The organism is Chrysiogenes arsenatis DSM 11915 (genome assembly GCF_000469585.1).
Lineage (GTDB): Bacteria > Chrysiogenota > Chrysiogenetes > Chrysiogenales > Chrysiogenaceae > Chrysiogenes > Chrysiogenes arsenatis.
Genome location: NZ_KI273144.1, coordinates 287,752 through 299,553, shown reverse-complemented (window position 1 = coordinate 299,553; position 11,802 = coordinate 287,752). Strand labels below are relative to the sequence as shown.

11 protein-coding genes are annotated in these 11,802 nt (G+C 50.2%); 4 read left to right on the top strand and 7 right to left on the bottom strand.

The window, feature by feature from the left end:
* Positions 1 to 37 precede the first annotated feature (37 nt).
* Positions 38 to 994, bottom strand: coding sequence for a D-2-hydroxyacid dehydrogenase (locus tag P304_RS0112590; protein WP_027390826.1), 957 nt, complete (start codon positions 992 to 994; stop codon positions 38 to 40).
* Between the two features lie 11 nt (positions 995 to 1,005).
* Positions 1,006 to 2,325: an MvaI/BcnI family restriction endonuclease gene (locus P304_RS0112585; protein ID WP_027390825.1), complete on the bottom strand. Its 1,320-nt coding sequence runs from the start codon at positions 2,323 to 2,325 to the stop codon at positions 1,006 to 1,008.
* A 78-nt stretch (positions 2,326 to 2,403) separates the two neighbouring features.
* On the opposite strand from P304_RS0112585, the gene dcm reads away from it, so the two are divergent.
* Complete coding sequence (gene dcm / locus P304_RS15595) at positions 2,404 to 3,666, top strand: DNA (cytosine-5-)-methyltransferase (RefSeq protein WP_034765470.1); 1,263 nt, start codon at positions 2,404 to 2,406, stop codon at positions 3,664 to 3,666.
* Positions 3,667 to 3,689: 23 nt separating this feature from the next.
* On the opposite strand, the gene P304_RS0112575 is transcribed toward dcm, so the two are convergent.
* From P304_RS0112575 to aroE, 5 genes are all read right to left on the bottom strand, one after another.
* Positions 3,690 to 4,409, bottom strand: coding sequence for a glutamine amidotransferase (locus P304_RS0112575; RefSeq protein WP_027390824.1), 720 nt, complete (start codon positions 4,407 to 4,409; stop codon positions 3,690 to 3,692).
* Position 4,410: 1 nt separating this feature from the next.
* The gene (gene topA, locus P304_RS0112570; protein ID WP_027390823.1) at positions 4,411 to 6,798 is read right to left on the bottom strand and encodes a type I DNA topoisomerase; all 2,388 of its coding nucleotides are present in this window, start codon (positions 6,796 to 6,798) and stop codon (positions 4,411 to 4,413) included.
* 102 nt (positions 6,799 to 6,900) lie between these two features.
* The gene (locus tag P304_RS0112565) at positions 6,901 to 7,374 is read right to left on the bottom strand and encodes a DUF494 family protein (RefSeq protein WP_027390822.1); all 474 of its coding nucleotides are present in this window, start codon (positions 7,372 to 7,374) and stop codon (positions 6,901 to 6,903) included.
* Positions 7,371 to 8,351, bottom strand: a complete 981-nt coding sequence (dprA, locus tag P304_RS15590) for a DNA-processing protein DprA (protein ID WP_425479998.1) — start codon at positions 8,349 to 8,351, stop codon at positions 7,371 to 7,373. Before dprA ends, P304_RS0112565 begins: the two co-directional genes overlap by 4 nt.
* A gap of 59 nt (positions 8,352 to 8,410) precedes the next feature.
* Positions 8,411 to 9,304, bottom strand: a complete 894-nt coding sequence (gene aroE, locus P304_RS15585) for a shikimate dehydrogenase (protein WP_051321674.1) — start codon at positions 9,302 to 9,304, stop codon at positions 8,411 to 8,413.
* A gap of 266 nt (positions 9,305 to 9,570) precedes the next feature.
* On the opposite strand from aroE, the gene rpmF reads away from it, so the two are divergent.
* The 3 genes from rpmF to P304_RS0112535 are packed head-to-tail and all read left to right on the top strand — an operon-like array spanning position 9,571 to position 11,788.
* Positions 9,571 to 9,750: a 50S ribosomal protein L32 gene (rpmF, locus tag P304_RS0112545; RefSeq protein WP_027390821.1), complete on the top strand. Its 180-nt coding sequence runs from the start codon at positions 9,571 to 9,573 to the stop codon at positions 9,748 to 9,750.
* A gap of 20 nt (positions 9,751 to 9,770) precedes the next feature.
* The gene (gene plsX / locus P304_RS15580; RefSeq protein ID WP_051321673.1) at positions 9,771 to 10,811 is read left to right on the top strand and encodes a phosphate acyltransferase PlsX; all 1,041 of its coding nucleotides are present in this window, start codon (positions 9,771 to 9,773) and stop codon (positions 10,809 to 10,811) included.
* Positions 10,808 to 11,788, top strand: coding sequence for a beta-ketoacyl-ACP synthase III (locus tag P304_RS0112535; protein ID WP_027390820.1), 981 nt, complete (start codon positions 10,808 to 10,810; stop codon positions 11,786 to 11,788). The genes plsX and P304_RS0112535 overlap by 4 nt, the downstream gene beginning before the upstream one ends.
* Positions 11,789 to 11,802 lie beyond the last annotated feature (14 nt).

The window sequence follows — 11,802 nt, the reverse complement described above, 5'->3', positions numbered from 1 at the left end:
AGCACTTTGGTGGTGTTGTGGTGCGGTTGCTCCCTTCTCAGGCTACGCGATGGCACGGAGTTCCCTGTAAAAATGCCTGAATATTTTCCACTACAATCACGAGTAAGCGTTGGCGGGCTTCGGCGGTTGCCCAAGCGATGTGCGGTGTGAGAAAGCAGCGTGGAGCACTCAGGAGTGGATTTTCTGCGCGTGGTGGCTCCTGCGACATGACATCACTGGCATATCCGCCTAAATGGCCATCATGCAAGGCTTGTGCAACCGCCACATCGTCGATCAATTGCCCTCGTCCAGTGTTGACCAATAGCGCGCCAGTCTTCATTGTCAATAGCCGCTTGCCATTCACCATATTATTTGTTTGCTCGGTTAAAGGGCAATTCAGGCTCACAACATCGCTGTGGGCAAATACTTCGTCAAGGCTGGTAAACGTAAATATACTCTCTGCCTGATATTTTTCCGGATGGGCAGTGCTGACCAACACACGCATGCCGAACGCTGTTGCTACTCGCGCGACTTGTTGCCCGATCTGCCCGAATCCGACAATGCCTAAGGTTTTTCCTGCCAACTCGAGCAACGGGCGCTCATGAAAGCTGAAGTCCGCGCACTGGCACCATGCGCCATTACGCACTCGCTCGGCATGGTGCCCCACCTGCTGTGTCATTTCAAGCAACAGCGCAAACATCATTTGTACGACTGATGCGGTGCTGTAACCGGGAGCATTTGTCACCACAATGCCGCGTTCACGTGCGGCGGCAAGATCAACTACATTTACTCCCGTCGCTAGCACGCCGATGTATTGCAATTTTGGCAATGCGGCGATTGTTTGTGCCGAGAGCGGCGTTTTGTTGGTGAGTACGATTTCGGCACCTTGGGCATGTGCCACTATCTTGTCGGCTTCGGTGCGGTGATGAATCGTGCAGTTCCCAAGCCGCTCGAGCAGACTCCAGTCGAGATCGCCGGGGTTCATGGTGTAGCCGTCAAGTACGACAATGTTCATAAGGTATCCTTTCAAATTTCTGTGAGGGTGATGGTTTTAACTTCTGTGTAAAGCTCAGGAATATTTTTCCATGCAACACGAAACTGATTACGTTTTTTTGCTCGCCAAGCATTACCTTCCCACTTCATGTTAACACCGGGATCATAGTATATCGTACTGGAATAGATGGCATGAAGGAATCGCTCTAAATCTGTCCCCGTTGCCAGCGTTATTCTTGGACCATAGAGATAATAGGGAACGTCGCGCTGCGAAGCTTTGTATGAAACAAAACAGGCATTCGCATGTTTGCGTTTCCAGTGATCCAAAAGTTTACTGAAACTCCATCCTGCGGCAAGGCTTTTGTTTTGGTCGCGTAGCATCAAGCCGCCATTGGGGTCAATAATCTGTCTTTTGCGAGAATCATACCCCTCCAGTGTAATCGTTAAGCCCGATTTTGCATTTTGCTCGGAAATAGTATGCCGACTGGCAAAATCCATCCGCTGTGGTTGTTGATTCGTGCCGTAGTGTTTTAGGAAAGATTCAAGGCACTCAAGATAAGTGCCCGTGTTTGGCTCAGGAGTCATAAGCGTTACAGCTCCTCCAGAGTGAGTCTTTAATTCCCAGTCCATAAAGTCCGGGTCGGGAGTGCCGTTCGGGGTGATTCCAAACTGAGCCTCCAGTGTATAGCCAGCACCATTCTTGGCTGCGTACTCGATAAAATTTCCTTGTCCGTCAAGTCGGCATGAGCGGATAAATCCCCTTTGGTAGATAGCATGAAGTTTTTGTAGAAGCATTGCCCGACTATCAGTAGGTTTTGACCTGTACTCGAAGAATACTGGAGGTGCTGGTATTACTTTGCCAGAGTCTATAAGGTGCCACGCCTCATGTGAAAGTGTATCATCCCAAGCACTTACATACGCCAAAATGCTGTCGTTTCTTATGCCAAGAATTAGGTAGCGATGGGAATCTTTTCGCTTTGCTCGTTCTTCATCCGTTGGAGGTTGCAGAAGATGTGATGGCGCTATACTGCATCCCCGCAGCATTCCCGATAGCCTTACTTCGGGATACTTTGGATAGAGAATCAACTGGGCGTGTGGAGCCTGCTGTGTGAAGCCGTCAGGTGTAATCCAGTGTAAATCGATAGGTGCTTTGAAAATTGGTCCTTTGCTGCTCAGTCCAGCACTGGAGATTTTTCCGGTTGGAATGAATTGAAGAACGCAGAAATCACCGCCAAAATATATCTGTTGCTTAGAGTTGTCGTTATTTGCGAGAGGTTTAAATAGCACTTTTTTTGCGCCATGACGTTGCATCAAGAGGGCAATTTGCGACAAGTTTACTGAAGATCCATCCACGCGCTACCTCTCTGAATGTCCTTGCATACGGGATAAAAACCGGACATACTGTCCGGAAATTAGCCTAGGAGAATAAGTATGCAGTATACAACGTACCACGAACTCCTTCAAGCCGTCCGCTGTATATACACCCAACGACAGCTTGCTGATTTCCTGAGGGTAGATGAGCGGACGATACGACGGTGGGAGTCGCGAGAAACTGAGCCTCCACCTTATTTGGTTGATGTTATCCGCCAACGGCTTCTGCCATTTTCAGAGTATACTTCGAATAGAAAAAGCACTTTCACGTTTGTTGATTTATTTGCTGGCATAGGCGGGATTCGCAAGGGATTTGAGGCACATGGCGGCCAATGTTTATTTACCAGTGAATGGGATAAATACGCTCAGAAGACCTATCTCGCCAACTTTTCCGACACCTTTGATCACAAGCTTGTTGGCGATATTACACAGGTTGACGAGGCAGAGGTGCCGACACATGATATCTTGCTCGCTGGATTTCCGTGTCAGGCATTTAGTATCGCAGGAGTTTCGAAAAAAAATTCACTCGGCAGACCCCATGGCTTTTCGTGCACTACTCAAGGGACGTTATTTTTTGATGTTGCAAGAATAATTGCTGCAAAACGACCCAAAGCGTTTTTGCTCGAAAATGTAAAAAATCTCATCTCTCACGACAAAGGCAATACATTTAAAGTAATTTTAAATACACTGCAAAATGAACTCGGATATCACGTTCACTATAAGGTGATTGATGCGCTGCATTTTGTTCCCCAGCATCGGGAGCGGATTTTAATTGTGGGGTATGACCGTAACGTTGATTTCACATGGGAAGATTTGCGTCTTCCGTTAAAAGGAGCGACCCGGCTTGCCTCAATTTTACATCCGCAAAATGGCACAGAGATCGCGGAAGATCCATACACCGAAGGGAAAAATGCGTCGGTAAATCAAAAATACACGCTCACACGTAAACTCTGGGAATATCTGCAAAATTATGCAGAAAAACACCGCCAAGCAGGGAATGGCTTTGGTTTTGGGCTTGTTAACGAGAATGATACGGCTCGGACGTTATCAGCTCGTTATTATAAAGATGGTTCCGAAATTCTTCTCTCGCAAGGTGACGGGAAAGTCCCACGGAGACTTACCCCTCGAGAGTGCGCACGGTTAATGGGTTTTCCTGATGATTTTGTTATCCCAGTAAGCGACACGCAAGCGTATCGTCAGTTCGGCAACAGCGTTGTTGTGCCAGTCATCAAAGAAGTTGCACGGATTATGGTTCCTCGCATACTTTCATCAAACTCTTTTGGTGGGCAGGTTGACTTGGGATACGCTTCACTCGTTATGTAGGTCGTGAGAAAATTTTCCTCGCTTTACTGTCCAGCACTAACGAACGCACCGAACCGTGCCAGGAGATCGGTAGCCTCCGGTGTTTCGCGCACCTCAGCAAGGAGTTGTGTCACGTTGACGCCGCGTGCCAGCAGTGCTGGCTCTTGCTGCTCAATATATGAGCGCATGATAGCCGCACTGTATTCTGGGTGGAACTGTACCCCCCATGCGGTTCCACCAAGGCAAAAGGCATGGTGTGGATCGTGGGCATTCGCGGCCAAGGCGACGGCATTTGCTGGAAGTTTTAGGACAGTTTGAGAGTGTGTCGTGTGGCCAAGGAAGGTGAGCGGTGCGTGGCAAAAGAGTGGATCGCTGGTGGCTGCCGGCAAGCGGGAAATGGCGACGGTGCCAATTTCCTGACCAGCAGGGTGGTATCCGGCGATGCCACCCATGGCATGAGCTAAGAGTTGGTGCCCGTAGCAAATGCCCAGAACAGGTATGCGAGCCTGCACGATCGATGGGAGCCAGTGCGCGATGGCCTCGCTCCACGGTAGGGCATCGGTCACCATGGCGTGTGAACCGGTAATCACTACGCCAGCACACTGCTCGGGGGCGGGCAGGTTGGCGCCGTGTTCGGCATCGACCACCACGGTAGGCACTCCATTGACGCGCAAGCCTTCACATGTCCAGTGATCAAAGTCGCCAAACTGCTGCAGCGTTGGCGCAAAGGTGGTGCCTACTTTGAGGAGGTAAAGCGCGCGCATACTATTCTTTGGGGGTTGCCGGTTTTTTGGTTGTTTTTTTCGGGGCGGCAACCTTTTTTTCGTCAGTAGTTTTCTTGGCAGCAGCGGTTTTGCGTTTGGCGGGGGTTTTTGCTGCTGCTTTGCTTGCGCCTACGGTAGCTTTCCCCTCTTTTTTCGCGGCGGCTTTTTCTTTTTTCTCGACGACAACGGCTTGACCGGCTTCATCGCGCTCCATGCTTTTGGCATTGCGGCATTTTGGGAAGGCGGAGCAGGCTAAAAATTCGCCACGTTTTGAGCTGCGGACGACCATCGTCGCACCGCATTTATCGCAGGCAATGGTGGTTTGTTCAGCGGGTTTTTTGACGATGATGGTGATATTGCCTTCTTCATCTTTGGTAAAGCTTTTGGCGTTTTTACATTCGGGATAGCCGCTGCACGCCAAAAACGGGCCGCGCCGTGACATTTTAATCACCATATTGCGTTGGCATTTATCGCAGACAATGTTGGTTGGCTCGTCGGTCGCGCGTGGTGTGATGGTGAGGTTTCCTTCTTCATCCTTGGAAAAGTTTGCCGTAAAACTGCATTCTGGATAGGTGGAGCACGCCAGGAATTCGCCGTTCCTCCCATTTTTGATCAGTAGTTCGGCTGTGCACTTGGGGCAAGGAATATTGGCGCGGATGTTGATTTTTTCAACCCCTTTCAGGGCTTCCTGCGCTTTGCTGAATTCTTCTTTGAATCCCGTGTAGAAGGTGCCGAGCGCTTGGCGCCATTCTTTTTTGCCTTCTTCGATTAAGTCTAACTCGCTTTCAAGGTTCGCGGTAAAGTTATAATCGAAGAGTTCGCGGAAGTGGGTCACCAGCAGTTCGTTCACCACTTTACCGAGTTCGGTCGGGGTAAACTTGCGATCTTCTTTTTCCACATATTTGCGATCTTCGATGGTTGATAGGATCGAAGCATAGGTACTTGGGCGGCCAATCCCTTTTTCTTCAAGGGTTTTTACAAGGGTAGCTTCTGAGTAACGGGGTGCTGGTTGGGTGAAGTGTTGCTGCGGGGCAATCTGATCGGCGTTGAGCGCTTCACCGACGGCAAGGCGCGGCAGGCGACCGCTTTCTTCTTCTTTGCCAGCTGTGGGTTCGTCTTCTTCTACAATGTTATACAGTGCCAAATGTCCGGCAAAGGTGATGACGTTGCCAATGGCGCGCAGGGTGTGCGAACCATTTTTAATATCGACGACGGTTGAGTCAACGAGCGCATCGGCCATTTGTGAGGCGATGAATTTTTCAAAGATAATTTTATACATGCGGTACTGATCGCCCGTGAGGTACTCGCGGATGGCGTCAGGGTGGTGCGGTGCGGTGGGGCGAATGGCTTCGTGAGCGTCTTGTGTTTGTTTTTTGCTGGCAAAAACGCGGGGTTTTTCTGGGAGATATTCTGAGCCGAAGGTGGTGGCGATGAATTCGCGCCCCCACTGGAGTGCGTCGTCAGAAACCCGTGTCGAGTCGGTACGCATATAGGTAATCAAACCGGTGGAGCCGAGCGGCCCAAGGTTAACCCCTTCGTACAGTGATTGGGCGACCATCATGGTTTTTTTGGCACTAAAGCGGAGTTTGCGCGAAGCATCCTGCTGTAGTTTGCTGGTGGTAAAGGGCGGAAGTGGGCGTTTCTTTTTCTGTTTGGTTTCAAGCTCGCTGACCTGAAACGTGCCACTTTTGAGTGCGTCTACGATGGTTTGCGCTTGTTCGCCATTCGTGATTTCGGCTTTTTTTCCGTTGATTTTGGAGAGTTTTGCCTGAAACGGGGTGTTCTCTTTGGTAAAATCAGCGAAAATACTCCAGTATTCTTCTTGCACGAAGGCATTGATTTCCGCTTCGCGTTCGCAGACGAGGCGGAGTGCAACGCTTTGCACGCGACCGGCAGAAAGGTTACGCGATATTTTATCCCAAAGGAGTGGGCTGATTTGATAGCCAACGATGCGGTCAAGAATGCGGCGTGCTTGTTGGGCATCGACTTTGCGCTGGTCTATTTCTCCGCTTTGAGCGATGGCCTCTTGAACGGCCTTCTTGGTGATTTCGTTAAATAGAACCCGTTTGAAAGGGACGCGACACTCTTTTTCCAGAATTTTATAGACGTGCCACGATATCGCTTCCCCTTCTCTATCGGGATCCGATGCCAGGTAGATGATATCGGCTTTGGAGGCGGCATTTTTGAGGTCGTCGATAACTTTTTTCTTATCGCGCATGGTGACGTAGCGGGGCTCAAATCCATTTTCAAGATCCACGCCAAATGAAGATTTAGGCAGGTCACGGACGTGGCCGACGCTGGCCTTGACGACGAAATCTTTACCAAGATACTTGTTAATCGTTTTTGCTTTTGCGGGTGATTCGACAATAACGAGCGCTTTTTGTGCCATGTAATCTCTTCCATCGTAAAATATAAATGAATAAAACGCGGGGGACGTTACCATCCCCCGCTGTGTGCGTAAATCATTAATTTAGGTTTACTGTCTGTCGTATCAATGGTCGACGGCTCCCCACCCTTCGCTGGCGATGCGGATAACATCATCAACACCGTGGGTTACATTTTCGAGAATTACGTTATTGATGATCCCTTTCATCTCTTCAAGGTCAACCCGTCCCCCTTTAGAGTTTGAGTAGACTTCGGCGCGATCAATGATTTCTTCGACCGTGTAGGAATCAAGTATATCAAAACGATCCATCATGAGCAGAATGTTGCTGGCTTCCATCGTCAAGATGCCTGCGACGCGCATGGTATAGGAAAATTGGCTGACGGAAGCGCCGCCATAGACGGTGCCGACCGAGTGAACCGGAATAGCATCCATTAAAACGAGTGCGGAATTGATGTCGTCTTCGTCGTAGCCAAGCATTTCCATAGCGTCAAAAATTTCGTCGGTATGATCTATAGAAATTTCTTCAAGCATGACAAAATTCGCAATAACTTTCAGTAATTTTGATATTTCTGCATTCATGCTTTACTCCTGTTTAGCGAGACGTTTCCTGAATCGAGGGTTATATACCCCAGGAGTTCTAATTCCGCAAGCGATTCCATGAAAAGGGTTCTTTCCTGTTCGCAGAGATGCTGTAAATCATCAATCGAAGCAACATCTGTTTTTTTGAGCGCTTGCAAGAGGGTTTGCTGTTCTGTTGGTAACGCCGGTGGTATTGGTGTGCTGTCTGCCGCAAAAAGCCCCGGCTGTGCGAGAATTTCCAGAATATCTGCACTGCAGGTGACGAGGCGCGCTCCATCTTGGATCATCCGATGACTTCCAGCTTGCTTGGGGGAAAAGATATTGCCGGGAATGGCAAATACTTCACGGCCCTGCTCCAGTGCGAGGCGTGCCGTTATCATGGTGCCACTGCGAATAGCGGCCTCAATAAGTACGACGCCAAGCGATAAGCCGCTAATAATGCGGTTGCGGCGGGGGAAATTGGCGGGGAGTGCTGGTGTGCCGGGCGGGAATTCGCTGAGTAGAGCTCCCCCTTGGGCGAGAATTGCTTCGCCGNGGCGGTTGGTGTGTGGCGTGATGAGGTCGACTCCACTGCCAAGGACGGCGATAGTATTGCCGCGCGTTCCAACGGCGTTTTGGTGTGCGATGGCGTCGATGCCGAGTGCGAGGCCACTGACAATGCACATGCCGGCGCGGCTCAGTTCTGCGGCGAAGAGTGCCGTCACTTGCTTGCCATAGTCGGTTGGGCCACGCGAGCCGACTATCGCAAGGCGCGGTGCATCCGGCAGGGTGCCGCGCAAGTAGAGGATAAGCGGTGGCGAATCGACATTGCGTAGCGATGCGGGATAGTTTGCTTCGCCAAAGCAGAGTAGGGTGATGTCTAAGGTTTCGAGTAACGGAAGTTGGGCGGCAAACTCGTGTTCGAGTTTTTGTAAGGTGTCGCGAGCGATGGTGGTGGTTGCCAGTTGTTCGGCAGAGTGGCCAGAAAGAAGTGCCATTGAGAGAGCGGTGGTATTGGCTCTGGTATGGCGCGCGAGGGCATAGTGCCAAAACGGGTTCATGGTGTAAACTCTTGTACTGCCTGAAAGGCACATTCTGGGGAGCCTTTGTGGCCGGTAAAAAGTTCAAATGCGACGAGAGCTTGCCATACCAGCATGCCGAGGCCGTTGCTGTGCGGCACTCCGGCGCGTCGCGCTATCTCCATGTTCACGGTGTGTGCCGGAGTGTAGACAATATCGGCAAAGTAGCGTGCGTCACGGATCAGTTTTTCTGTAAAGAGAGCTGTTCTCTCTTGCTTCATCCCTGCGCTGGTGGTGTTAATGACCCATTCGTTGTGGCATGGTTCAAGCTCGGTGGTTACGCGAATGGTGCATGCGTTGGGAGCAATGGCGCGGAGCGATTCGACCAGTGCTTCGGCACGGGCGGGTGTCCGGTTGACGATGGTGAGCGATGAAACGCCTTGTTGGATGAGTGCTGGCGCAATGCCTCGCGCCGCGCCGCCTGCTCCAAGCAGCGTTACTGAGGCGCCTTGGAGTGAATCGGCACCACTGGAGCTCAGGAGACTTTGTAGAAAGCCGAGGCCGTCGGTGTTATAACCGTGGAGTCGCTCGTCGCGTATGACAATAGTGTTGACGGCTCCGGCAGCGCGGGCCAGCGGGTCGAGTTCATGGAGGAGTGGGATTACTTCCTCTTTATAAGGGATGGTGACATTGAACCCGCGGATGGCACTGCGGCGGGCGTAGTGCAATAGGTGTTGCAGTGCTGTAATGTCGGGAGTTGGGAAAGGGAGATACGCGCCAGCAATGTTGGCGTCGGCAAGGAGTGCGTTGTGGATAGCTGGACTCAGTGAATACGAAACATCGCGTCCGATAATTCCAAAGAGCTGGGTGGTGCCGGTTATAGGGGCGAGAGGGTGGTGTGCTGTGGCGTTCATGTGACGATATTTTTGCATCCAGAAACTCCAGTACTTGACAGCCTCTCTCGGCATCAGTATTATCCGTGGGTTTTTTCCGCAGGAAGATGATGCGATTTCAGCTGCATTTTCAGGCATCTTACCGAATATTATACGGGGTAGCAATTTTTTACTTACGTAGGTTCGGGGATAAACGCTTGATTTTGTCGTTGTTTTTTTGCGTCCTGATGTGTACCATCCTGCCCTTGGCTCAATAATAACGTTCATACGTTTAATTTTAATGATAATTTCAAGGAGAATGTGTCATGGCAGTGCCCAAAAGAAAAACGAGTAATGCGAAAAAACGGAGCAGACGTGCTCACCATGCACTCAAGCCGGTACAAACAATGACCTGCCCAAAGTGTCAGGAGCAGAAACTTCCACATCGTGTTTGCTTGTCATGCGGCGCGTATGGTGAACACCAAGTGCTCACCACCGATATCTGATTTCTTCCCACAAGGAGCAGATGTTGAAAATTGCACTGGATGTCATGGGGGGGGATTATGCCCCCCATTATCCTGTTGAAGGGGCAGTACTTGCCCTCCACGAATACCCGAAACTCCACGTGGTATTTGTCGGACAGGAAACGATCGTAAATCGCGAGTTGGCAAAGTTTCCAAACGCTCCGAAAGAGCGGATAGAAATTGTTCACGCCGAAGAAGTAATCGGGATGGAAGAAGCTCCCGGTGTAGCGTTGCGCCGTAAAAAACAGTCCAGTATTCGTGTCGGTCTTGATCTTGTGAAAAACAAACAGGCGGATGCGTTCATTAGCGCCGGTAATACTGGTGCGGTTATGGGAGGTTCGCTCCTCTATCTCAAAACAATGCCGGGCGTAGCGAAAGCGGCTATTGCCACTTTTTTACCTACTATTGCTGGAACCAGCATTATGCTTGATGTCGGCGCCAATGTTGATTGTCGCCCGGAGCATATTTTGCAATTTGCCCTCATGGGGAATTCGTATGCCAAGTATGTGCTTGGTATTGCAGAACCAAAAGTTGGTGTCCTCAGTATTGGCGAAGAAGATGGCAAAGGAAATGATTCCACCCGTCAGACATTTACCCTTCTGAGTGATTGTCCGTTAATCAACTTCTACGGCAATGTTGAAGGGAAAGAAGTCTACAAAGGTGGCTGTGACGTTATCGTGTGTGATGGCTTTGTTGGTAATATCGCCCTCAAGGTGAGCGAGAGTCTTGCTGGAATGATATCTACCATGCTCAAAGAAGAGCTGAGTCGGGGGTTTTTGAATCGCCTCGGAGCGTTACTTGCGATGGGCGGATTGAAAAATCTCAAAAAGCGGGTCGATTATACGGAGTACGGCGGAGCGCCGTTACTTGGCGTAACGGGGCCGGTATTTATCTGTCATGGGAACTCCAACCCGAATGCCATGAAAAACGCGTTTCGTGCCGCGTCGATTTATGTAGAAAAACAAGTCAACCAACATATTTCTGATGATATTGTTCAGACACTCAGCAAACTCAAGCAGCACATACCACAGGTGAACGAGTGATCTACAGTAAACTGATAGCTGTTGCCTCTGCCCTTCCCGAGACGGTACTTACGAATGTAGACTTGGAAAAATTAGTCGACACCAATGATGAGTGGATCCGTACTCGCACCGGAATTCGCGAACGGAGGATTGTGGCGCCAGGGGTGAAAACTTCGGATATTGCTTTCGAAGCTTCACAAAAGGTGCTTTCCAAGGCGGGCTTAAAGGCCACAGATATAGATCTGATTATTCTGGCTACCATCAGTCCTGACCATTTTTGTATGCCCAGCACAGCTTGCGAGTTGCAGCAGCGTCTTGGCGCGAATGGCATACCTGCCTTTGATATCGTTGCGGCATGTTCAGGCTTTATTTATGGACTGAAAATTGCGGATGCGATGATACGTTCTGGTTCATATCGCCGCATTTTGTTGGTTGGGGCGGAAACACTTTCCTACATCACCGATTGGACAGATCGCGGCACCTGTATTCTTTTCAGTGATGGAGCAGGAGCCGCAATTATTGAAGCGTCTGAAACTCCTGGTATCGAAAAATGTATTATTCATGCGGATGGACAGTACGCCGATATGCTGATGACCCCGAGGTATGGCTTTGAGTCTCCACTTCATGCCCGCGAGCAGGCCGGTTCTATCGGCTTTATTCAGATGCGCGGGAATGAGCTCTTTAAGCTTGCGGTAAAATCAATGGCCGATGTCGTGGTTGAACTGCTGGAACTCAGTGGGACTTCGGCAGATCAGGTCGACCTTGTCATACCGCATCAAGCGAATATTCGCATTATTGATGCCGTTGCAAAGCGACTGGGACTACCGATTGAGAAGGTTGCAGTGACGGTTGAAAAATATGGTAACAACTCGGCAGGGACGATTCCAATCGCGCTTGAACATGCATTTGACACCGGACGATTGGTCGCTGGCCAAAAAGTCGTACTTACCGCTTTTGGTGGCGGTTTGACGTGGGGCGGCGCTCTCATTACGGTATAGCAAAGGAGGCTCTT

Coding starts and splice junctions, on each gene's coding strand:
- P304_RS0112590 (WP_027390826.1), bottom strand. CDS start 994: ATGAACATTGTCGTACTTGACGGCTACACCATGAACCCCGGCGATCTC.
- dcm (WP_034765470.1), top strand. CDS start 2,404: ATGCAGTATACAACGTACCACGAACTCCTTCAAGCCGTCCGCTGTATA.
- P304_RS0112575 (WP_027390824.1), bottom strand. CDS start 4,409: ATGCGCGCGCTTTACCTCCTCAAAGTAGGCACCACCTTTGCGCCAACG.
- topA (WP_027390823.1), bottom strand. CDS start 6,798: ATGGCACAAAAAGCGCTCGTTATTGTCGAATCACCCGCAAAAGCAAAA.
- P304_RS0112565 (WP_027390822.1), bottom strand. CDS start 7,374: ATGAATGCAGAAATATCAAAATTACTGAAAGTTATTGCGAATTTTGTC.
- aroE (WP_051321674.1), bottom strand. CDS start 9,304: ATGCAAAAATATCGTCACATGAACGCCACAGCACACCACCCTCTCGCC.
- rpmF (WP_027390821.1), top strand. CDS start 9,571: ATGGCAGTGCCCAAAAGAAAAACGAGTAATGCGAAAAAACGGAGCAGA.
- plsX (WP_051321673.1), top strand. CDS start 9,771: ATGTTGAAAATTGCACTGGATGTCATGGGGGGGGATTATGCCCCCCAT.